Annotated in this window: 22 protein-coding genes; 11 read left to right on the top strand and 11 right to left on the bottom strand. The window is 64.5% G+C overall.

All coding sequences use genetic code 11. The features are described 5' to 3' along the window. The first annotated feature begins 173 nt into the window (after positions 1 to 173). On the top strand, positions 174 to 434 hold the full coding sequence (locus tag XH87_RS06985) for a hypothetical protein (protein ID WP_271586666.1): 261 nt from the start codon (positions 174 to 176) through the stop codon (positions 432 to 434). Positions 435 to 440: 6 nt separating this feature from the next. Here the strand turns inward: XH87_RS06985 and XH87_RS06980 are convergent, their stop codons facing one another. The 3 genes from XH87_RS06980 to mtgA all read right to left on the bottom strand — a co-directional run bounded on the left by XH87_RS06980 (position 441) and on the right by mtgA (position 2,265). After that, the gene (locus tag XH87_RS06980) at positions 441 to 1,094 is read right to left on the bottom strand and encodes a hypothetical protein (RefSeq protein WP_271586665.1); all 654 of its coding nucleotides are present in this window, start codon (positions 1,092 to 1,094) and stop codon (positions 441 to 443) included. Positions 1,095 to 1,237: 143 nt separating this feature from the next. Further along, a complete protein-coding gene (gene rpmF, locus XH87_RS06975) occupies positions 1,238 to 1,420 on the bottom strand; it encodes a 50S ribosomal protein L32 (protein ID WP_007598106.1) in 183 nt (60 codons plus the stop codon). A 170-nt stretch (positions 1,421 to 1,590) separates the two neighbouring features. Beyond that, positions 1,591 to 2,265 (bottom strand): monofunctional biosynthetic peptidoglycan transglycosylase, encoded by a 675-nt coding sequence (gene mtgA, locus XH87_RS06970; protein ID WP_035702805.1) that lies wholly within the window; start codon positions 2,263 to 2,265, stop codon positions 1,591 to 1,593. A 169-nt stretch (positions 2,266 to 2,434) separates the two neighbouring features. On the opposite strand from mtgA, the gene XH87_RS06965 reads away from it, so the two are divergent. Further along, positions 2,435 to 3,358 carry a polyprenyl synthetase family protein gene (locus tag XH87_RS06965; protein WP_158667820.1) on the top strand — a complete coding sequence of 308 codons (924 nt, stop codon included), beginning with the start codon at positions 2,435 to 2,437 and terminating at the stop codon, positions 3,356 to 3,358. A 9-nt stretch (positions 3,359 to 3,367) separates the two neighbouring features. Beyond that, on the top strand, positions 3,368 to 4,060 hold the full coding sequence (locus XH87_RS06960) for a DUF1345 domain-containing protein (protein WP_271586664.1): 693 nt from the start codon (positions 3,368 to 3,370) through the stop codon (positions 4,058 to 4,060). A gap of 43 nt (positions 4,061 to 4,103) precedes the next feature. Here XH87_RS06960 and XH87_RS06955 read toward each other — a convergent pair whose 3' ends face one another. Further along, positions 4,104 to 5,903, bottom strand: coding sequence for a caspase family protein (locus XH87_RS06955; RefSeq protein WP_271586663.1), 1,800 nt, complete (start codon positions 5,901 to 5,903; stop codon positions 4,104 to 4,106). 172 nt (positions 5,904 to 6,075) lie between these two features. After that, positions 6,076 to 6,504, bottom strand: coding sequence for a GFA family protein (locus XH87_RS06950; RefSeq protein ID WP_271586662.1), 429 nt, complete (start codon positions 6,502 to 6,504; stop codon positions 6,076 to 6,078). A 112-nt stretch (positions 6,505 to 6,616) separates the two neighbouring features. Between XH87_RS06950 and XH87_RS06945 the strand changes: the two genes are divergently transcribed. The 3 genes from XH87_RS06945 to XH87_RS06935 all read left to right on the top strand — a co-directional run bounded on the left by XH87_RS06945 (position 6,617) and on the right by XH87_RS06935 (position 9,693). Beyond that, entirely contained in the window at positions 6,617 to 6,991 is a 375-nt protein-coding gene (locus tag XH87_RS06945) for a nuclear transport factor 2 family protein (protein WP_035702816.1), read from the top strand. A gap of 187 nt (positions 6,992 to 7,178) precedes the next feature. Further along, positions 7,179 to 8,036 carry a class A beta-lactamase gene (gene bla / locus XH87_RS06940; protein ID WP_271586661.1) on the top strand — a complete coding sequence of 286 codons (858 nt, stop codon included), beginning with the start codon at positions 7,179 to 7,181 and terminating at the stop codon, positions 8,034 to 8,036. A gap of 49 nt (positions 8,037 to 8,085) precedes the next feature. Further along, positions 8,086 to 9,693 carry a Na+/H+ antiporter gene (locus XH87_RS06935; RefSeq protein ID WP_271586660.1) on the top strand — a complete coding sequence of 536 codons (1,608 nt, stop codon included), beginning with the start codon at positions 8,086 to 8,088 and terminating at the stop codon, positions 9,691 to 9,693. A gap of 23 nt (positions 9,694 to 9,716) precedes the next feature. Here the strand turns inward: XH87_RS06935 and XH87_RS06930 are convergent, their stop codons facing one another. Both XH87_RS06930 and XH87_RS06925 read right to left on the bottom strand, forming a co-directional pair. Beyond that, positions 9,717 to 10,529 carry an N-acetylmuramoyl-L-alanine amidase gene (locus XH87_RS06930; RefSeq protein ID WP_271586659.1) on the bottom strand — a complete coding sequence of 271 codons (813 nt, stop codon included), beginning with the start codon at positions 10,527 to 10,529 and terminating at the stop codon, positions 9,717 to 9,719. 138 nt (positions 10,530 to 10,667) lie between these two features. Continuing rightward, positions 10,668 to 11,564 carry a TauD/TfdA dioxygenase family protein gene (locus tag XH87_RS06925; protein WP_271586658.1) on the bottom strand — a complete coding sequence of 299 codons (897 nt, stop codon included), beginning with the start codon at positions 11,562 to 11,564 and terminating at the stop codon, positions 10,668 to 10,670. A 133-nt stretch (positions 11,565 to 11,697) separates the two neighbouring features. Between XH87_RS06925 and XH87_RS06920 the strand changes: the two genes are divergently transcribed. Then, positions 11,698 to 12,087: a DUF7662 domain-containing protein gene (locus XH87_RS06920; RefSeq protein ID WP_271586657.1), complete on the top strand. Its 390-nt coding sequence runs from the start codon at positions 11,698 to 11,700 to the stop codon at positions 12,085 to 12,087. Continuing rightward, positions 12,080 to 12,502, top strand: a complete 423-nt coding sequence (locus XH87_RS06915) for a type II toxin-antitoxin system VapC family toxin (protein WP_035702825.1) — start codon at positions 12,080 to 12,082, stop codon at positions 12,500 to 12,502. Before XH87_RS06920 ends, XH87_RS06915 begins: the two co-directional genes overlap by 8 nt. 6 nt (positions 12,503 to 12,508) lie before the next feature. Here the strand turns inward: XH87_RS06915 and ispG are convergent, their stop codons facing one another. The 3 genes from ispG to XH87_RS06900 form a co-directional block, all read right to left on the bottom strand. Continuing rightward, the gene (ispG, locus tag XH87_RS06910; RefSeq protein WP_271586656.1) at positions 12,509 to 13,792 is read right to left on the bottom strand and encodes a flavodoxin-dependent (E)-4-hydroxy-3-methylbut-2-enyl-diphosphate synthase; all 1,284 of its coding nucleotides are present in this window, start codon (positions 13,790 to 13,792) and stop codon (positions 12,509 to 12,511) included. A 142-nt stretch (positions 13,793 to 13,934) separates the two neighbouring features. Next, a complete protein-coding gene (locus XH87_RS06905; protein WP_271586655.1) occupies positions 13,935 to 14,918 on the bottom strand; it encodes a DMT family transporter in 984 nt (327 codons plus the stop codon). Between the two features lie 35 nt (positions 14,919 to 14,953). Further along, entirely contained in the window at positions 14,954 to 15,448 is a 495-nt protein-coding gene (locus XH87_RS06900; RefSeq protein ID WP_271586654.1) for a Fur family transcriptional regulator, read from the bottom strand. A 157-nt stretch (positions 15,449 to 15,605) separates the two neighbouring features. On the opposite strand from XH87_RS06900, the gene XH87_RS06895 reads away from it, so the two are divergent. Genes XH87_RS06895 through XH87_RS06885 form a run of 3 tightly spaced genes read left to right on the top strand, consistent with a single transcriptional unit; the run spans position 15,606 to position 18,846 of the window. Beyond that, entirely contained in the window at positions 15,606 to 16,088 is a 483-nt protein-coding gene (locus XH87_RS06895; protein WP_271586653.1) for a MarR family winged helix-turn-helix transcriptional regulator, read from the top strand. Then, a complete protein-coding gene (locus XH87_RS06890) occupies positions 16,081 to 17,250 on the top strand; it encodes an HlyD family secretion protein (RefSeq protein WP_271586652.1) in 1,170 nt (389 codons plus the stop codon). The genes XH87_RS06895 and XH87_RS06890 overlap by 8 nt, the downstream gene beginning before the upstream one ends. 39 nt (positions 17,251 to 17,289) lie before the next feature. Then, positions 17,290 to 18,846 carry an MDR family MFS transporter gene (locus tag XH87_RS06885; RefSeq protein ID WP_158672080.1) on the top strand — a complete coding sequence of 519 codons (1,557 nt, stop codon included), beginning with the start codon at positions 17,290 to 17,292 and terminating at the stop codon, positions 18,844 to 18,846. Between the two features lie 135 nt (positions 18,847 to 18,981). Here XH87_RS06885 and XH87_RS06880 read toward each other — a convergent pair whose 3' ends face one another. Next, positions 18,982 to 20,070, bottom strand: coding sequence for a phosphotransferase (locus tag XH87_RS06880; protein ID WP_271586651.1), 1,089 nt, complete (start codon positions 20,068 to 20,070; stop codon positions 18,982 to 18,984). Positions 20,071 to 20,082: the final 12 nt, after the last annotated feature.

The following is a 20,082-nucleotide window of genomic DNA, read 5'->3' as shown; positions in this document are numbered from 1 at the left end:
AGAGCCGGATTCGTCCCCGACCCTAGGCAAAGTTGATAAACAATTTGGAAACCACGTTTCCGAAGGCGTCGGAACCAAACCGGCCCGGGCGGCATAGGCCTTGCGAGTACAGGACTCGCACCGGCGCTGGCGTCCCGAAACGCGACAATCTCGCCGGATCAACGGTGATTGCGATGTTGAGTACTGAACGATCGGACACGGCGGACAACGGCCCGGGCACGGCCCTGGTGCCGCTCATGCCGACATTGCAGTGGGTTCAGAAGGCACCGCTGCCGCGCCCCGATCCCAGCTTCGTCACCCAGCTGATCGCCAATGCCGAATATTTGCGCCAGACCGGCCGGCTCCGCCGCGCCTCTTCCGAAGATGCGCGAATGGCCTATGGCAGCAAGCGTCCGCTGGGAAGCGTCAGCGCGCGGACACGGCAGGTGGCTTGAGGCTGATCAGCGCGGCGGCGTATCGGGCGAGGGCGGCGTACCGTTGCCCGGCTGCAGATGCGGCGAGGGAATTTCCGGCGAGGGTGAGCCCTGCACCGGCTTCGGCGCTGGATGATCCATCAGCACGGATTCGGCGACGGATTGCGCCGAGGATGCGGGCGGCACCACCGGCGCCGGCTGCGGCGCAATCACCGGCTCGAACCTGGAGGCAGCCTCCACATCATCCGCCGGCGGTTCGGCCGTGCGCTTGGCCTTGCGTGGCGCCGGCACCGTCGTCTCGGCGATGTAGGTGACGCGACGGCGCGTGCGCTGGGCAATGCCGCCGAGGAAGTCGGCCATCGCCAGCAAAACCAGCAGGAAGTAGGTAGAGTTGCCGAATTTAGGCCACATCACGAATTCCGCGGCGGCGGCGCCGAAGACGATCAGCGACAACAAATGATCCATCAGGAATTTCGAGCCCGGCCGCGCACCCTTGACCACTTCGAGCAGCAGCAGAACCACGCCGAGCGCGAGCAGGAGATCGGCGAGCGTGACCGGCCAGGTCTCGCCCGTGACCATCGGCACCTGGAACAGCACGTCCGAAAAGGACACGCTGGGCATCAGGAAGGCGATGATGTTGTACACCGCGAGCGGAATCAGAAGCAGCGGGAAACCGACCATCGGCGAAATGCCTTCTCGATCAAGATATCCGGACAGAACAATGCAGCGGCGAAGCATTTGCTCCGCCGCCGTCACCGTCTAGCTCATGGGTTGGCCGAAATCACGCGGGTTCAATCATCCCGCCTGAGGGAAAGGTCCTGTCTTCAGGACTCTTTCTTCTTCAGGACCTGACGGCCCTTGTACATGCCGGTCTTGAGGTCGAGATGGTGCGGACGACGGAGCTCGCCGGAGTCCTTGTCTTCCACATAGGTCGGCTTCTTGATGGCGTCAGCCGAGCGGCGCATGCCACGGCGCGACGGCGAGGTTTTTCTTCTCGGAACGGCCATTTCAATATCCTCTAGGGATTGGTGTCATCAGGGCATCGTCCGCGAAGGGACGGCTCAGCACCCGCAATACGAGGCGAGCTGAATGCCGATCAAGGCCGCGCTTATAGAGGAAGGCCGGCCGTAAAGCTAGGCTCTTGGGCCGGAAAATGCGTCCGGAACGGGCCAAAAAATCAGCGATTTTCGCGCCAACAGATCGCAAGCGAGTTCGCCTGCCCCCGCGCCATGTAGGTTGCCGCCAGCCGCCGGACACCCGGGCCGGGGGTTTTGGCGCTGCGTTTGACCGGATTTGGCAGGATGGAGGCCAGAAGGGCCGCTTCTCGCGGGGAAAGGCTGGCGGCCGATTTGCCGAAGGCAAAGGCGCTGCCCGCCTCGACGCCAAACTGGCCCCGCGGGCCGAACTCGGCGACGTTGAGGTAAATCTCCAGGATCCGGGGCTTGGGCAGGACGAAATCGATCCAGAGCGCCAGCGGGAATTCGAGCGCCTTGCGGACGAAATCCCGCCCCTGCCAGAGGAACAGGTTTTTCGCCACCTGCTGGGTGATCGTGGAGGCGCCCCGGAATGGCGTACCATCCTCCTGGGCGTCGTCGATCGCCTCGCGCAACGCGCCCCAATCGATGCCATGATGCTTGCAGAAATGGGCATCCTCTGCCGCCACCACCGCGCGCGGCAAATAGGGCGACATTTCCGCCAGATCGATCCACTCCCGCTGCATCGGCGCACCGCGAAGCGAGCGCCAGGCCATCAGCGTCGAAACGGGATGGCCAGTGCGATAGAACGGCGCGATCACATAGGGCGCGAGAGCCACGACCACGAACACTGCCAGCAGGATTTTGACGATGCGCAAATCGATCTTTCCGGCGCAAAATGAAACGCGGCCACGGGCTGGACCATTAAGTCTGTGATTATTCGGGCCTTTTCCAGCACTTTTTAGCCCTTCCAAACGATTGACTGGGGCGGGCGCATAAAGGATTGTCCCGCCGAATTTTAGTTCTGGAGCCTTGGAGCCCTTCTTGATGACCGGCACGTCCCCGTCCGATTTCGCCAAACGTCTGGACAAGACCGCTGATGACACCGAGGCCCTGCTGGGGCGCCTGCTGTCGGACGACATCCTGCACGACGAAATCGCCCGGCCCAAGCGACTGATGGACGCAATGCGCTATTCGAGCCTCAACGGGGGCAAGCGCCTGCGGCCGTTCCTGGTGGTCGAGAGCGCGGCCGTGTTCGGCGTTCCGCGCGAGGCGGCTCTGCTCGCCGGCGCGGCGCTCGAGTGCATCCACTGCTATTCGCTGATCCATGACGACCTGCCGGCGATGGACAATTCGGACCTGCGCCGCGGCCGCCCCACCCTGCACAAGAAGACCGACGACGCCACCGCGATCCTCGCGGGCGACGGCCTGTTGACGCTCGCCTTCGACATCATCACCCGCGACGAGATCCATCGGGACGCCAATGTGCGGCTGATGCTGACGCGCGCTTTGGCGCGCTGCGCCGGCATCGGCGGCATGGTCGGCGGCCAGATCCTCGATCTCGCCGGCGAAGGCCGCTTCGGTGGCAACGAGCCGATTGATGTCGCCCGTATTCAGCAGATGAAGACCGGCGCGCTGCTGCGCTATGGCTGCATCGCCGGCGCGATCCTCGGCCAGGCCTCGAGTGCGGAATACCAGGCGCTCGACGATTACGGCCGCGCGCTCGGCGAAGCCTTCCAGATCGCCGACGACCTGCTCGACGTCGAAGGCGATGCCGCCGCGCTCGGCAAGCCCTCGGGCCAGGACGCGGCCCTCGGCAAAACCACTTTCGTCACCCAGCTCGGCATCGAAGGCGCCAAACAGCGCGTGCGCGATTTGCTCGCGCGCGCAGACAACGCAGTGTCGATCTTCGGCGACCGCGCCGCCGTCCTGCAGGCCGCCGCGCGCTTCGTCGCCGAACGGAAGAACTGACGCGCGCCGATGGCGGCCCGCGGCAAAGAGGATCCCGCTCTTGTCCGCTTCCGCCAGATGTCGCGGCCGATGCGGCTGCTTTATGCGCGGCCGCGGACGTTCGTTGCGCTCGCTGTCGGCATCCTCGTCTGCCTGCTGCTGCCGGGCGCGCCCCGGCTGGTGACGCGACTCCTGTTCGGATGGGACGCGCTGATCGCCGTCTATCTCGTGCTGGTCTATGCGATGATGCTCTGCAACGACCACCAGCATATCCGTCGCGCCGCCGCGATGCAGGACGACGGCCGATTCGTGATCCTGCTCGTCACCGCGACCGGTGCCTTCGCCAGCATCGCGGCGATCGTCTCCGAACTGGGCACGCCGCATCGCGGCGGCCTGGAGCTGACGATCGCGATCATCACCATCGTACTGTCATGGGCTGCGGTGCACACGACCTTCGCGCTGCATTACGCGCATGATTATTATCGCGACGGTACGGCAGGTGGCCTTCAGTTTCCGAGCGGCGACAAGGAAGACCACGCCGATTATTGGGATTTCGTCTACTTCTCCTTCGTGATCGGCATGACGGCGCAGGTCTCCGACGTCGGCATCACCGACAAGACCATTCGTCGCACCGCGACGGCGCACGGCATCGTGTCCTTTATCTACAACACGGCGCTGCTGGCGCTGACGGTGAACATCGCGGCGAGCGCGATCTCAAAATAATCTGTCGTCCCGGCCCTCGCCGGGACGACCCATCAAGTGGCGGTCAGTAACACACCTCGGCATTGGCGTCGTTGCCCGGGCCGCCGCCGCCGCGATATTCGAGACGGCAACCGCGATGGACCGGACGACAACCGGTGTTGTTGCAGTAGATCTGCCCCCCACTCGTCGCGCGGCCGGCGCCAGCAGCAGCAATACCGGCGGCACCGTAGCCGCCCGCCGCGCCGCCAGACTGACGACGCTGCCGTGCGGGACGCTCGTCGCCGTCGTCGCGCTTCGCGGTCGCAGGCCTGGCCGGCTTGGCGGCACGCTGCTTCTCGCATTCATTGTCATCGTTGACCGCATAACCCTCGCGGCAGACGATCCTGGTGCACTTGTCGCCATCGGCCTTGAAGCCGTGCTCGCAGACCAGCGGGCAGACGCGCGATGGTTTTGACTTGACCGCATCGAGCGCGTCGGTGCTCGCCACCTTCACGTCGAGCTTGGTGCCGGCATAGCGGTTGAACTGCGACAGCGATCGCTGCGAGGACGTATTCCAGTTGCCGTCGGCCTGCCCGGCGAAACACCCGACGCGACCGAGTTCGCTCTGCACCGAGCGGTTGAGATCGGCCGGCGCGGTCGCCGGGGTCAGCGAGGCGACGCTCGTGCCCGCGGCGCTCGTCGTGCTGGCCGGCGCGGTGCTCGGCGCCGTGGCGGCGAGGTTGACGCGTTGCTGCTCGGCGGCAGCCGCCTGCTGCTGCGCCTGCTCCTTGGCCTTCTGCGCGGCAAGCTGCGCCTGCTCGGCGGCCTTCGCATCGGCCGCAGCCCTGGCCTGCGCATCCTTTTGCGCGCCGACCGCAGCAAGACGATCGCGCTCAGCGTCGGCCCGCTTCGCCTTCTCGATGGCCGCGACGTGAGCCTGCTCGGCGCCGATCTTTTCGAGCTGAAGCTTGGCGAGGCTCGCATAGAAACCGTCGGGATGCTGAGCGAGGAACGCTTCCCACGCCGGCCTGTTGCCGACCTGGAGCGCGAGCTCGTAGTCACGGCGGATATCAGCCTGGGGATTCGCCGCCGGCGTTACGGCCGCGACCTTGACCGGCACCAGCGGCACGTCCTCGCCACCGAGCGAGCCGTAGACGAACGGCTCCTGCTTGTTGCCCGTCGATTTGAGCACGTCGTCACGCACGAAGCCGAAGGCGCGGCGGACGTCGAGGCCCGGCGTCGTCAGATGCTTCGACAGCGCAACGGTGAACGGGCTATTGGCCCCGTCGCCGTCCTGCGCCGTGAAACCGGCCTTGGCCGAATAGGCAATCAGCGTGTTGGGGCTGGTCGGCTCGACCTGGGCGAGACCACGACCGATGCCGCGCGAGGCGATCGTGCGCTTCATCCTCTTGCCGAACGGATTGTCGCGGCAGGCATCGAGGATCACCAGGCGAAGCTGCTTTGCAGGCTCGACCGCGACCAGGACACGATCGAGCGAGAGCGCCTCGTCGTAGACATCGGTGTCGCGCTCGAGCTTGGCATCCACCGGGATCAGATAGTTCGAGCCCTCGACCTCGATGCCGTGTCCGGCATAGTAGACCACGGCGATATCGGCATCGCGTGTCGCGTCGGCGAAGTCGCGCAGCACGCGCCGCGTATCGAGCGCCGACAAATCGTGCCGGGACTCGACGACATCGAAGCCCGCCTCCTTCAGCGTGTTCGTCATCACGGAACCGTCGTTGACGGGGTTGGCGAGCGAGGGCGCATGCTGATAGGCCGAATTGGCGAGCACCAGCGCGACGCGCTTTCCGGCAAAAGCGGGCCCGGCACCGAACAGCAGGCCGAGCGCGACGAAAAGCGGACAAAGTCTGAGCAAATTGCGCATGACACGACTTCCGATGGTTCGGGGCCGCTTGGGCCCTTTGGGACCGCTTTAGCAAGATCCACCGCGGGCGCTTGTGATGGAGGTCACGAAGGGTGCCAACGACAAGCCGAGAGGCCACTTTTTTGTTTGTCGCACCAGCGGGATCGCGGTTCGCCGGGAGGATCGGGTTCCCTCAGACAACCCCGATGTGCTCCCGATATTGCGGCAGATTGTCCGTAATTTCATGCCAAGGCGCCTTCGAGCCGACGAAAATATGGGCGCTCGGCCTGATCGAGGGGGCATCGACCAAGGTCCCCATGGCGACATGGACCCATTGTCCTTCACGCACCCGGGAATAGAGCAGCGAGCCGCAGCGGGCACAATGGGCATCATGGGTGGTATCGTCGCCGAAGATCATCCGCAGGTCCCCACCCTGGACGATGCGGAGCTTGTCCTGCGGGATGCCGGCGAACGGTTTGAAGGCGGCGCCGGTGGTGCGGCGGCAGTTCGAGCAGTGGCAGTTCATCGCATAGGAGAACGCATCCGCCACTTCAAAGCGGACAGCGCGGCAATAGCATTCGCCGGCGAGAATACGTGCGTTCGAATTGTCTGAACCGGTCATGACGATACCTTCGCGCAAATGGCTGACAGACCCATAGCGCATTTTGATGCGTACGACTAAGTTCCGCCCAAGCAATCATGCAAGGGCAAGCCATCATGCAGAGGGATGACCCATGAGCCAGAACCGTTCGAGCGTCGAAGCCGTCGTGCAATCCTATTTTGACGGGCTCTATGAGGGCGACGCCGAAAAGCTCGGCGCCATCTTCCATCCCTCCGCCGACCTGCGCTGGGTCGAGAAGGGCGAGCTCCAGGTTCTGACCGTGCCCGACTGGCTCGACCGCGTCCGCAAGCGCGCCTCCGCCAAAGCCGAAGGCAAGCCCCGCGAGGATTTCATCGTCACCATCGATCGTTCCGACGACAAGACCGCCTTCATCAAGGTCAAATGCCAGCTGCCGCCACGCTATTTCACCGACTATCTGGTCGCGATGAAGCTCGCCGATGGCTGGCAGATCGTATCGAAATCGTACAGGTACGACCTGCGGGAGTGAGTCTTCCCGATCTTCCGCTGCCTGAAATCTGTCGCACTCATTCTCCATTCGTCATCGCGAGCGAATCGAGGCAACCCAGAATCTCGCCGCGGAGGCAGACTGGATTGCTTCGCTCCGCTCGCAATGACCGTGCGGATAAAGCGTACGCTACATCCCTCCCCCGTCTGACCCACACCAAAGGTCTCCCATGCTTCTCGATCGCCGCTCCCTGCTCGCCTCCCTGTGCTGGATCGCCGCTTCTCCCGCGCTTGCCGCGGAGGCGCCGGCCGAGCTCGAAGCCTATGAGCGCGACAGCGGCGGGCGGGTCGGGGTCCATGCGGAGAACCTTGCGACCGGCGCAAAGCTCGCCTGGCGCGCCGACGAGCGGTTCGTCATGTGCTCGACATTCAAGGCCTCGCTTGCGGCCTGCGTGCTGGCGCGGGTCGATCGCGGTGAGGAGCAGCTTGCGGCCATGATCCCTTACGGCCAAGCCGACCTGCTCGAATACGCACCGGTCGCCCGGCAAAATCTCGCGGCCGGCAAGATGTCGGTCGGCGAGATGTGCAAGGCGATCGTCGAACTCAGCGACAATACCTGCGCCAATCTGCTGCTGGCGCGGATCGGCGGGCCCGCCGCGCTGACCGCATTCTGGCGGTCGCTCGGAGATACCACCTCGCAGCTCGACCACAACGAGCCAGAGCTCAACCGCTCACCGCCCGGCGATCCCCGCGACACCACGACGCCAGCGGCGATGGCGGGCAATCTGCGGCGGCTGGTGCTGGGCGAAGTCTTGTCCGCGCAATCGCGCCTCCGGCTCACCGACTGGATGCTGAACTGCAAGACCGGCGCGAACCGGCTGCGTGGCGGGCTGCCGCCAAGCTGGAAGATCGGCGACAAGACCGGCTACAACGGCAAGGATGCGTCGGGCGATATCGCTGTCGCCTGGCCGAAGCCGGATGTACCGATCCTGATCGCGGCCTACACTCAGGGCGGCTCGCCGAATGCGGCGCAGATCGCGGCTTTGTTTGCGAAGATTGGACAGATGGTAGCCGGCCGGCTGGCGTGAGCGACACCGCATTGACGGTGCAGGCGCTTCCGGTTCAAGACAAACCACTATGGAAGCGAAGTTTCAGACCTTTCTCATCCTGCTCGCCGTGCTGGCAGGCGTGGCGCTGGCCGCGCGCCGGTTCAACGTCGCCCCTGCCATCCTGCTGATGCTGGCCGGCGTCGGCCTGGCCTTCGTGCCGGGCATGCCGCCGGTCGAGCTGCCGCCGGAACTGGTGCTCTTGATGGTGCTGCCGCCGCTGATCTACTCCGCGAGCGTCGCCATGAGCTGGCGCGAGTTCAGGAACAATCTGCGCCCGATCGTGCTGCTCGCGGTTGGCGCGGTGATCTTCACCGCGGCGATGGTGGCGGCCGCCACGCACTACATGATCGGCCTGCCCTGGACCATCGCCTTTCTGCTGGGAGCCATCGTCGCGCCGCCCGACGTGGTGGCGCCGCTCGCGATCGCGCGCCGGCTCAACATGCCGCGCCGGCTCCTGGTCATCCTCGAGGGCGAGGGGCTCGCCAATGATGCCACGGCGCTGATCCTCTATCGCTTTGCGCTTGCCGCGATCATGGTCGGGCATTTCTCGCTGCCGCTCGCGGCCGGCGAATTCCTCCTCATCGTCGCCAGTGAGATCGCCTTCGGCATCGGCGTCGGCTGGCTCTCCCTTCGCTTCCGCAAATGGTCGGGGGATCCGCAGGTCGAGCTGACCTTGTCGCTGATCACGCCCTACGTCTCCTACTGGCTGCCCGAGCATGTCGGCGGCTCCGGCGTGATCGCGACCGTCGCCTGCGGCCTCTATGTGAGCTGGAACGGCCCCCTGCTGATCTCCTCGGCGACACGCCTGCAAGGCATCTTCTTCTGGGACCTCATCATCTACCTGATCGAGGGCTTGCTGTTCCTGCTCACCGGATTCCAGATGCGCGCGCTCTACGAGAAATCGAAGGCGTTCCCGCTCGACGACATCCTGATCGCAACCGCCGTGGTCTTGGTGATCGTCGTGGTCGCGCGTTTCGCCTGGCTCTATCCCGCAACCTATCTGCCGCGAATGCTCAGCAAGTCGCTGCGCGCGCGCGATCCGTCGCCACCCTGGCAATGGCCGTTCGTGCTCGCCTTCACCGGCGTGCGCGGCGCGGTATCGCTCGCGGCCGCGCTGGCGCTGCCGTTCACGCTGCCTGATGGCGAGGTCTTTCCATATCGCGACCTGATCCTGTTCGTCGCCTTCGGCGTCATCTTCGTCACGCTGATCGGCATCGGCCTGACGCTTCCGCCGGTCGTGCGCTGGCTCGGCGTCGCCGAGGCCGGCCGCCATGAGCATGTCGCCGAGCACGAAGCCGAGATCGCCGCCCGCCGCCAGGCGCTCGATGCCGCACTGGAATCGCTCGACGCGCTGACCGCGCAGAAGGACGTGTCCGAAGAAGTGATGCGGCTGCTGCGCGCACGACACGATATCCGAGTCAACCAGCTCCCGGACTCGCTCGATCCCAACCACCACGACGTCTCAGCCGCCGGTACCGCGCTGACCCGCGACCTGATCGCCGCCGAAAGGAGATTCATTCACAACCTCCTGCGCGACGGCCAGATCACCGACGAGACAAGGCGGCGGATCGAGCGCGATTTGGACCTGGAGGAGGCAAGCCTGGCGAACCGGGAATATCGGGGTGGGCCGCTGTAGGCTTTCGTCATTGCGAGCGCAAACTACCGCCTCGCGCAAAACTCCCCTATCCCCGCTGCGACAGCTCCCGCAATCGCCTCGTGCCGCTCCGGCGAGTTCATCTCCATTTCCTCGTCGCGATTGATGATCGAGCCGGCTTCGAGCAGCACGGCGGCGCTCCTCGTCCGTGACAGCACGACGAGCCCGTCATAGCGGTAGACGCCGACCTCCTTGTCGAGGAGCTGGCGCCGGTAGCGGCCCATCACCGGCAGGGTGTACTGGCTTGCATAGTGCAGGCCCTGCTCCTTCAACTGCCTGCCGATCATCCGCGCCAGCATCAGGCTGGTGGCGAAGTGTGGATTTTGCCGCGACACGAACAGCGAGTGACCCGAAAAGCGGTCGCTGAAATAGCTCTTTGCGCCGTCGAACTCCCAGGTCTCAAGCAGTCTGTCCGGCACCGAATCATGATGGACCGACAGGAAGAGATCGGCCCGGCCGTCATTCGCGGCACTGACCCGCTTGAACAGGCTCGGCCGCGCCTTGCCATCCGTGACGAGCAGGCGCGTTGCCGCAAAGCCTTCGGACCTGAGCTTCGCTGTGATGAGTTTTGCGAGAACGAGATTGAAGCCAAACTCCGGATCATTGCGCGCGCTCAACGCGCCGTAGGAATCGGGGGTGTGCCCGACATCCACGACGATCCGAAATTTCGGCATCTCACATTTGGCCGGCGGCGACGGCTTCGGCCTGGGTCTTGCAATCTTTCGCGCGGCAGCGGCCTCGCCGGCATCGACAAGGGCGAGCGACGACAGCAGGATCGACGCGACCAGCCCGGCGATGATCCTGCGCGATTGCCCCAAGCGCTACTCCGCTGCCGCGACCCACGGGCGACGACGAAGCCCGCGATTTATTTTCGGGAAGATTGGCGCGGGAATTGGAGTGCGTCAACGCAAGATAGCGCTCGTGTCCCGGACGCGACGCAGAGCGCGAGGGGGGGGTTAAACCGGCCGCTCCCCCTTCACCGTCACGCGCGTGCCCGAGCGCGTGTGTGGCCAGTAGTCCCACATCGCACGGTGCTGGGTACAGCGGTTGTCCCAGAAGGCGATGGCGTTCTCGGTCCAGCGGAAGCGGCACTGGAACAGCGGGTTCTCGGCGTGCTGGTAGAGATAGGCCAGCATCGCGTCGCTTTCGTCGCGCGGGATGCCGTTGATGTGGCGGGTGAAGCCGCGGTTGACGTAGAGCGCCTTCCTGCCCGTGACCGGATGCGTGCGCACCACGGGGTGCTCCGCATGCGGGTAGCTCGGACGGTCGGCGACGCCGTAATTGGCGTAAAGCCCGCGATAGATCGGTTCGCCGTCGTGCAGCGCGGTGAGCCCGTCGAGATAGGCCTTCATGCGGTCCGACAGCGCCTCATAGGCCGCATACATGTTGGCGAACAGCGTGTCGCCGCCGCGCGGCGGGCATTGCTTGATGTAGAGGATCGAGCCCATCGGCGGCTCGAGATCGCAGGACACGTCGGAATGCCAGCCCTCGCCATTGGCGCGCGGCGAGTTCTTGTCGGCGTAGATCTTCATCAGCGCCGGGTCTTCATCCTCGTGCGGCGCGGCCGGATGGAAGTGCAGCTCGCCGAACTTGCGGCCGAAGGCGAGGTGCTGCTGCGGCGTGATCTGCTGGTCGCGGAAAAAGATGACGAGGTTTTCGGCGAGCGCGCGGTGGATCTCGTCCATCTGCCGGTTGGAGCGGGCGTCGCCATCGACGAGCGAGCCGAGATCGACGCCCGAGATTTCCGCACCGATGATGGGGGTGAGCTTCTCGACCGCGATGGTCTCGTAAGGTGCGCCCTCCTCAGCCGTGTGGCGATAGCGCGGACCCTGCTTGCCGGCGAGTGAGCTCATGATGCTTCTCCCTTGGTATTTTTGGTTTGCGATCATCGTAGGCGCCACACGATGAGGCGCAATGGGTTTACTTCAAGTATGTTGACACACTTCTAAAGCTTTAGTATTGTTTTCGGAGCGATGGAGACTGGCCATGGGAAAATATGACCGGCTGGGCGAGTTCCTGAGGTCGCAAAAGACCCGCGAAGTGCCGATGACCTTCGCCGAGATCGAAAGAGTAATTGGTGGGAAGCTGCCTCCTAACTCGCCTCAATATCCGGCCTGGTGGAGCAACAATCCGACGAACAACGTCATGACCAGGGTGTGGCTGGCTGCCGGATTCCGAACGGAACAGGTCGACACAAGGGCGCGCAAAGTCGTGTTTCGACGGACGGAGCAAAAGCCTTCCGAGGCCCTCCCCCAGAGGACCAGGAAAAGTGGCCGGCACCCGCTATTCGGTGCCCTGAAGGGAATGGTGCGGATTCCACCGGGCGTGGATTTGACGGAGCCGGCCGATCCAGACTGGGGCAAAGTTTATGAGTGAAGCCGCGCCATTGCTGCTCGACACCAACGCCGCGATATGGGTCGTCGAGGACGAGCCTATCGCGGTGGAGGCCAAGGAAGCGATCGAAAATGCTTACCGCGCGGGCAGCCCGATCTTCGTATCTCCGATCACGGCCTGGGAGATAGGTCTACTTGTTTCGCGCAATCGCATAGGCCTCTCCACCACACCCGAGCGCTGGTTCCAGCGGCTGCTTGCAATCGACGGAGTCCAGCTAGCCAAGCTCACCCCCGATATCTTGATTGCGTCGTCCTTCTTGCCAGGCGAGCCGCCGCGCGACCCTGCAGATCGCATCATGCTCGCGACGACGCGCGACATCGGCGGTACGTTGATCACGCGCGACCGATTGCTGCTCAAATATGGAGAAGGTGGCCAGGTCAGCACCATCGCGTGCTGACCTCGATCACTCCGCCGCGGTCACCGGCACCTTGGCGCCCTGGCCGTAGCGCTGGTCGATGTAGTCGATCACCAGCGCCTTGAAGTCGGCGGAGATGGTCGGCCCGCGCAGCGTGCGGAACTTCTTGCCGTCGACGAAGACAGGCGCGGCCGGCGCTTCGCCGGTGCCGGGCAGCGAGATGCCGATATTGGCGTGCTTGGATTCGCCGGGGCCGTTGACGATGCAGCCCATCACCGCGACGTTGAGCTCTTCCACGCCGGGATATTTCGTCTTCCAGGCCGGCATCTCGTCGCGGATGAAATCCTGGATCGAGCGCGCCAGCTCCTGGAACGTGGTCGAGGTGGTGCGGCCGCAGCCGGGGCAGGCCGCAACCAGCGGCACGAAGGTACGGAAGCCCATGGTCTGCAGCAGTTCCTGGCCGACCTGCACCTCACGGGTGCGGTCGCCGCCGGGCTCCGGCGTCAGCGAGATGCGGATAGTGTCGCCGATGCCCTGCTGCAGCAGGATGCCGAGCGCGGCCGACGACGCCACGATCCCCTTCGAGCCCATGCCGGCTTCGGTCAGGCCGAGATGGATGGCGTAGTCGGAGCGCGACGCGAGATCCTGATAGACCGCGATGAGATCCTGCACCGCCGAGACCTTTGCGGAGAGGATGATGCGGTCCTTGGGCATGCCGAGCTCTTCGGCACGCGCGGCCGAGAGCAGCGCGGACTGCACCATGGCCTCGCGCGTCACCGCGCGCACGTCGCGCGGATTGGGCGAGGCTGCGTTCTCGTCCATCAGCTTGGTCAAAAGCTCCTGGTCGAGCGAGCCCCAATTGGCGCCGATGCGGACCGGCTTGTCGTTCTTGTTCGCGATCTCGATGATGTCGGCGAACTGGGTGTCGCGCTTGTCCTTGAAGCCGACATTGCCGGGATTGATGCGGTACTTGGCGAGCGCCTCGGCGCAAGCCGGATAGGCCGCGAGCAGCTTGTGGCCGATATAGTGGAAGTCGCCGATCAGGGGCGTCGTGATACCGCGCTTGGCGAGGCCGTCGCGAATGTGCGGAACGGCGGCAGCGGCCTCCTCGCGGTCTACGGTGATACGGACCATTTCGGAGCCGGCGCGCGCGAGCGCTGCGACCTGGGCGATGGTGCTGTCGACATCGGCAGTGTCGGTGTTGGTCATCGACTGCACGACGATCGGCGCGCCGCCGCCGACGGCGACGTTGCCGACCTTGACCTGGGTGGTCCGATGCCGGGGCGCCGGGCCCGCGATGTCTGAATCGAGAAGGTTTTCGAGCTTGTTCATGGGGTCCAAATATCAGGTTTTGGTGACGTTCAGCAATGCATCGCGCGGCGCCGCAGCCGATGAGGGTATTCCTCTGAGTTCGAAGTTCGCCTCCCTTGCGGCGCCCCCGAGCGAACTTCGAATTCAAAGGAATACCAAGAACTTATGAATCGAGTGCGGCCTCCGGTTCAGGAGCTCCCTTACGAGCTTGCGGCACCGGGAGAGGGAGCTCCTGAACGGCCGCACTCGGACGGTTAACCAGGAAAAGCCCAGCAATTACAAGGACGGCGGCGGCCCCGAACGCCAGGCTTAGGGTGTCGTGCATGATGAAATAGCTACCCACCACGCCAAACAAAGGGGTGATGAAGGTAAAAGCCGACAATTTGCTGGCCGAATAGGCCTTCACCAGCGCGAACCAAAGCGTGAACGTGGTTCCCACCACCCAGATCGCCTGGAACGCCATCAGGCCAAGCGACAGCGGCGCCGGCATGTGCGTGATGGACTCGCCGAACAGCCAGGCCGCCGTCCCTAGAATCGGGATCGAGGTGGCGACCTGGTAGCCCAGCGCCTTCTCGGGCGCGGCGAACCGCAACCTTGTGCCCTTGGCAACCAGCGTCGTCGCCGCCCAGAGCCCGGCGCCGCCGACGATCATGAGATCGCCGAGCAGAACATGCGAATCGACATTGGGCTGCGGCACGCCGATCGCGAGGGCGACGCCGGCAAAGCTGATGGCGAGGCCGAGCCATTGCGAGCCGCCAAGACGCTCGCCAAGCACCTGGTAGGAGCCGAGCGCCACGAAGAACGGCGCCGTGTAGAGGAAGACCACGGCACGCGAAGCCGACGTGAAGCGCAGTCCCTGGAAGATCAGCACGAATTCGATGCCGAACATCAACCCGGCGATCAGGCCGGGCTTCCAGGTGCCGTCGCGTTCGAAGAAATTGACGCCACGCAGGGTGCCGATGATGAACAGCACCGGCAGCGCGCCCATCGAGCGGATCGTGGCCTGGAGCATCGGCGGAATGTCCGGCAAGACCAGCTTCACCGCGATCTGGTTGAACCCCCAGGTCAGGCACAGCATGAGCATCAGCGCGATGGCGCCGGCACTGAGGGGACGTGCGGCGGAGGGTACGATTTGGGCTGAGGACATTTCTTCCCGGATACCGGCTTTGCGCCGTTGTTGCTCTATGCAGCTTTCTGACAATGGGTGCACACGCCCGTGATCTCCACCACGGACAGTTTGGGGGCGAAGCCTGAGCTGCGCGCGGCGGCGTTGAGGTCCTTTGCGAAGGGCGCCGACGGGATCTCCCCGACCAGGCCGCAACGCTCGCAGATCAGAAACGCCACCGCGGAGGTCGCGTCATGATCGTGGGCGGCGCAGGCGAGATAGGCGTTGCGGCTCTCGATGCGATGCACGAGGCCGTTGGCCATCAGGAAATCGAGGGCACGATAGACCGTGATCGGTGCCGGCCGCGCCATCGACTTGGCGAGTTCGTCGATCACCTCATAGGCGCCGAGCGGGCGGTGGCTGGAGAGCAGCGCTCCCAGCACCTGGCGGCGAATTGGCGTGAATCTCTGCGCGCGCTGCTCGCAGACCGCCTCGGCATGCGCCAGTGCATCCGCGGTGCAGCGGCGGTGATCGTGATCAGGCGCGGGAAATGCCGGGTTCGCGAAGGTCATGCGGCCGACCTTTTAGCATTTCGGCCCGGGAACCCAAAGCACGACACTGCAAACGGCTGCCAGCCATGCCGGCGCCGCGGGACAGCCACCCGGGAATCCGCCATGAAATAATCATAAGCTTGCTTATTATATCTCGTGCTTATTGGAGACCAAGCTCATGACCCGCGGGTCTGTCGACCAGAACTTCCTGTTCACACTCGCCGAGCTCTACCGCCTGCTGCGCCTCTATGCCGACAAGGAGGCATCGCGCTTCGGCATCACCCGTGCGCAATGGGCGGTGCTGGCCAAGGTGGAGCGCAGCGAGGGCATGAAACAGTCGGAGCTCGCCGAGCTCCTGGAGGTGCAGCCGATCACGCTGACACGCCTGATCGACAAGCTCTGCGACAACGACTGGCTCGAACGGCGCAACGACGCCTCGGACCGCCGTGTCAAGCGTCTCTACCTGAGGAAGGCCGGCCGGCAGCTGCTTGGCCGGATGAGTGGGCTGAGGTCCGAAATCACCGCCAACGCGCTCGACGGCATCAATCCGGCAGACGCCCACCGTCTCCTCACCCAACTCGAAACCATCAAGGAAAACGTGCGGGCCGCGATCCAGACCAGCGGCGCGGAACAGGCGCGTAGGGAGCAGCGCTATGGCTGATCAGGTCCTCAAGTTTCAGCCCGAGCAGAAGAGCGACGGCGGCAAGCCCACCAAGAAGGCCGGCACCGATCCGCGCCGCCGCCTGGTGGCGGGCCTGCGCCGCTATCGCCGTTTCCTGCTCCTGATCGTGCTGCCTGTCCTCGCCGCCATCGGCGGCCTCACCTTCTATCTCAATGGCGGGCGCTATGTCGGCACCGACGACGCCTATGTCGGCGCGCAGAAGGTGCTGGTGACGCCCGACATCTCCGGCAAGATCCTGAAGGTGGTGGTGAAAGAGGGCCAGTCGGTCAAACGGGGCGACGAGCTGTTCGATATCGACCCGGTTCCGTTCCGCCATGCGGTGGATGAAGCCAAGGCGCAGCTCGCGCAGGCCCGTACGACGTATGACAATCTCGTCGCCAACATCAAGATCTACGGCGACATGCTCAACCTCGCCCAGCAGGGCGTCGAACTGAAGCAACGCGACGTGGAGCGCAAGCAGGCTCTGGTGAAGAACAATTTCGGCTCGCAGCTCGATCTCGACAACGCAGCGAATGCACTGGTCACCGCAAGCGCGCAGACGCAGTTCATCAAGCAGCAGCTCTCCAACGCCAAGACGCAGTTGCTGGGCGATCCCGCGCTGCCGCTGGAGCAGTTCCCGCCCTACGCGCAGGCGAAAGCCAAGCTGGACGACGCCCAGCGCAACCTCGATCACACCGTCTTGCGCGCGCCGATGGACGGCGTGGCGACGCAGGTCGAGCAGATCCAGCTCGGCCGCTACGTCGCCGCCGGCACGCCGGTATTCTCCATCATCGACGTTGCCCATCCCTGGGTCGACGCCAATCCGAAGGAGAGCGACCTCACCTATGTGACGGAAGGACAGCCGGTGACGCTCGAGGTCGACGCGTTCCCGAACCATGTCTTCAAGGGCAGGATCGGCTCGCTCTCGCCCGGCACCGGCGCGCAGTTCGCGATCCTGCCGCCGCAGAACGCCACCGGCAATTTCGTCAAGGTGGTCCAGCGCGTGCCGATCAGGATCTATTTCGACGAGACCGACAAATACGTGCGGAAGCTGAAGGCCGGCATGAGCGTCTATGCCACGATCGACACCGGCCACAAGCGCTCGCTCGCCGGCCTGTTCGGCCTGTCGGCGACCGCGGGGCAGGACAAAGACCAGGACTAAATAGAGACCAAGCGAGAGACTGCGACAGGGACTGATCCGATGTCGGACGCCAATGCCAGCCTGATGGTTCCCGGCCTGCGCCGGAACATGGTGACGATCTGCGCCATGACCGCGACCATCATGCAGGCGCTGGACACCACCATCGCCAACGTCGCTTTGCCCTACATGCAGGGCACGCTGTCGGCCTCGCAGGACCAGATCAACTGGGTGCTGACATCCTATATCGTCGCCGCCGCGATCATGACGGCGCCGGTGGGCTGGATCGCCAACCGCTTCGGCCGCAAGCGCATCTTCATCATCTGCTCGGCCGGCTTCACCATGGCCTCCGTGCTGTGCGGGCTCGCGCAGGACATCAACCAGATGGTGCTGTTCCGCCTGCTGCAAGGCGTGTTCGGCGCCGCGCTGGTGCCGTTGTCGCAGTCGGTGATGCTCGACTATTACACGCTCCAGGAGCGCGCCAAGGCGATGTCGATCTGGGGCATGGGCGTGATGATGGGTCCGATCATGGGTCCGTCATTGGGCGCGTGGCTGACCGAGACCTATTCCTGGCACTGGGTGTTCTTCGTCAATCTGCCGTTCGGCGCCATCACCGTGCTCGGGCTGATCATCTTCATGGACGAGACCAGGAAGGACCTCAGCCTCAAATTCGACTGGTTCGGTTTCGCCGCGTTGGCGATCTCGATCGGCGCGCTGCAGCTCGCACTCGACCGCGGCGAGCAATTGGGCTGGCTCGAATCCAATGAGATTCTCGCGGAGTTCATCGTCTCGGCCGTCGCCTTCTACTTCTTCCTGGCGCATTCCTTCACGACCTCGACGCCGTTCATTCGTTTCGCGCTGTTTCGGGATCGCAACTTCGTCACCGGCTGCGTGTTCATGATCGTGATGGGGCTCGTGCTGTTCTCGACCATGGCGCTGGCCTCGCCCTACATGCAGAACGTCATCGGCTATCCGATCATCACCGCCGGCCTGCTGCTGGCGAGCCGCGGCATCGGCACCTTCTTCGCCATGATGCTGGTCGGCCGCATGATGCGCTATTTCGAGGCGCGCACCCTGATCATCGCAGGCCTGACGCTGACCGCGGGCTCGCTGTTCCAGATGACAGGCTGGACCGACCTGACCCAGGTGCCGGAGATCGTCACCGTCAGCGTCATCCAGGGCTTCGGCTTCGGCCTCGTGTTCGTGCCGCTCTCGACCGTGGCGTTCCTGACGTTGTCGAACGAGCTGCGGACCGACGGCACCGCGATGCTGACCCTGATGCGCAACGTCGCGAGCTCAGTCGGCATCTCCGTCGTCATCGCCGAGCTGACGCAGGGCACGCGGCGGACCTATGCGATCCTGTCCGAGCACATCAATCCGTTCAACCACGCGCTGCAGATGCCCAGCGTCAGCGGCATGATCAATCTGTCCACCGACGTCGGCCGCGCCATGGCCGACCGGATGGTCAGCGTGCAGGCGCAGATCATCGCCTTCGCGCACGACTACCAGCTCGTGATGGTCTTCATCCTCTGCACCATCCCGCTCGCCTTGCTGATCGGCTCGACCAAGGCCGCGCTGCGCAAGCAGGCCGCGGGGCCGGAACATGCGGTGATGGAGTAGCGGATCTCTCGTGCCCCGGACGCAGCGCAGCACGCAAGTGATGCGCTGCGTCCGGGGCCCATGCCTGCGGCACGATGGGTCCCGGTACTGCGGCGCACCGCGACGCGCTGCACCGCGCCCGGGACAAGAGCCGGGCTACAACAACTCCTCGCAGCCCAGATCATCGACCGCCATCATCACCCGCTCCAGGTTGTTCCACCAGATCACCGGCGGGATGTCGATGCTCCACTGCCAGACCGGCTTGGTGATGTGCCACAGCACCGACCGACGATAGTCCTGATCGAGCGCGCCGCGCGTGTAGCCGGTAACACCATGCGCGATCAGCAGCTCGTAGTAACGGTTGAGCAGTGGACGTTCGAGCGCCTGCCGGCGCTCCGGATACCATTGTGTCGCCATCATATAGGCGAGATCGTTCGTCGGCACATTGATGCGCCACTGATCGAAATCGAAGATCCGCACGGTGTCGGCCACGCCTGCGCGCGGCAGCAGGAAGTTCCAGGTATGGGCATCGCCATGCGCAATGGTCACGTAGCGATGCGAATGGTAGCGTTGCAACAGCTGCTCCGCCTTCTCGATGAATCGCCGGTAAAGGATCCGCCGCTCCTCACTGAGGCGATCACCGAGCAAATCGGCGAAGCGGTCGTAATGGCCGGCGAATGTCTCCATCAGATTCGCCGTGTCATCGAGACTCATCCAGGTACCGACGGTGTCGCCAAGACCCGGATGGTCCCACCAGGATGCATGCCAGCGGGCGAGCGCCGTCACGATCGCCATCGCCTGATCGCGCGAGGGCGGCAATGGCCAGTCGGCTGCGACCTCATGGCTGTCGGTGAGGTCCTCGAGCAGGAGATACCAAGCCTGGCTCTCCTCGTCGAAATGGCCGTCATAGCAGCGCGGCACGATCTGCGACGGCATATTGGGCGCAAGGCGGGTGTAGAAGGCCACTTCCTGCCGACCAGAATTGGCCAACGACTTGGCATAGGCCGAATGCGGCATCTTGAGGATGAGGGATTGCGGGGCCCCGGCGGATTCCCCGACATAGCGCAGTCCAAGTCGGATGACGTGCGACACGAGGGCGGGGTGCTGATGCAGCACCTTCACCTCGCGGACGGCGCCGGCGTCCAGCACACCGCCCCTGCGCAGCGCAACGGTCAGTCGATCCGGCTCAACGACCGCCGGCAATTGTGGAAGTGTCATAACCACCATGCCCCTGTCCCGCGCCATACTGCATGATCA

The sequence above is a fragment of the Bradyrhizobium sp. CCBAU 53415 genome (assembly GCF_028128735.1).
Taxonomy (GTDB): Bacteria; Pseudomonadota; Alphaproteobacteria; order Rhizobiales; family Xanthobacteraceae; genus Bradyrhizobium.
The sequence above is the reverse complement of the archived record's forward strand: the minus strand, read 5'-3'. Positions and strand labels throughout refer to the sequence as shown.

Coding starts and splice junctions, on each gene's coding strand:
- XH87_RS06880 (WP_271586651.1), bottom strand. CDS start 20,070: ATGGCGCGGGACAGGGGCATGGTGGTTATGACACTTCCACAATTGCCG.
- XH87_RS06895 (WP_271586653.1), top strand. CDS start 15,606: ATGACCCGCGGGTCTGTCGACCAGAACTTCCTGTTCACACTCGCCGAG.
- XH87_RS06965 (WP_158667820.1), top strand. CDS start 2,435: ATGACCGGCACGTCCCCGTCCGATTTCGCCAAACGTCTGGACAAGACC.
- rpmF (WP_007598106.1), bottom strand. CDS start 1,420: ATGGCCGTTCCGAGAAGAAAAACCTCGCCGTCGCGCCGTGGCATGCGC.
- XH87_RS06950 (WP_271586662.1), bottom strand. CDS start 6,504: ATGACCGGTTCAGACAATTCGAACGCACGTATTCTCGCCGGCGAATGC.
- XH87_RS06925 (WP_271586658.1), bottom strand. CDS start 11,564: ATGAGCTCACTCGCCGGCAAGCAGGGTCCGCGCTATCGCCACACGGCT.
- XH87_RS06905 (WP_271586655.1), bottom strand. CDS start 14,918: ATGTCCTCAGCCCAAATCGTACCCTCCGCCGCACGTCCCCTCAGTGCC.
- XH87_RS06985 (WP_271586666.1), top strand. CDS start 174: ATGTTGAGTACTGAACGATCGGACACGGCGGACAACGGCCCGGGCACG.
- XH87_RS06945 (WP_035702816.1), top strand. CDS start 6,617: ATGAGCCAGAACCGTTCGAGCGTCGAAGCCGTCGTGCAATCCTATTTT.
- XH87_RS06890 (WP_271586652.1), top strand. CDS start 16,081: ATGGCTGATCAGGTCCTCAAGTTTCAGCCCGAGCAGAAGAGCGACGGC.
- XH87_RS06915 (WP_035702825.1), top strand. CDS start 12,080: ATGAGTGAAGCCGCGCCATTGCTGCTCGACACCAACGCCGCGATATGG.
- XH87_RS06885 (WP_158672080.1), top strand. CDS start 17,290: ATGTCGGACGCCAATGCCAGCCTGATGGTTCCCGGCCTGCGCCGGAAC.
- XH87_RS06960 (WP_271586664.1), top strand. CDS start 3,368: ATGGCGGCCCGCGGCAAAGAGGATCCCGCTCTTGTCCGCTTCCGCCAG.
- XH87_RS06980 (WP_271586665.1), bottom strand. CDS start 1,094: ATGGTCGGTTTCCCGCTGCTTCTGATTCCGCTCGCGGTGTACAACATC.
- XH87_RS06900 (WP_271586654.1), bottom strand. CDS start 15,448: ATGACCTTCGCGAACCCGGCATTTCCCGCGCCTGATCACGATCACCGC.
- bla (WP_271586661.1), top strand. CDS start 7,179: ATGCTTCTCGATCGCCGCTCCCTGCTCGCCTCCCTGTGCTGGATCGCC.
- XH87_RS06935 (WP_271586660.1), top strand. CDS start 8,086: ATGGAAGCGAAGTTTCAGACCTTTCTCATCCTGCTCGCCGTGCTGGCA.
- XH87_RS06955 (WP_271586663.1), bottom strand. CDS start 5,903: ATGCGCAATTTGCTCAGACTTTGTCCGCTTTTCGTCGCGCTCGGCCTG.
- ispG (WP_271586656.1), bottom strand. CDS start 13,792: ATGAACAAGCTCGAAAACCTTCTCGATTCAGACATCGCGGGCCCGGCG.
- XH87_RS06920 (WP_271586657.1), top strand. CDS start 11,698: ATGGGAAAATATGACCGGCTGGGCGAGTTCCTGAGGTCGCAAAAGACC.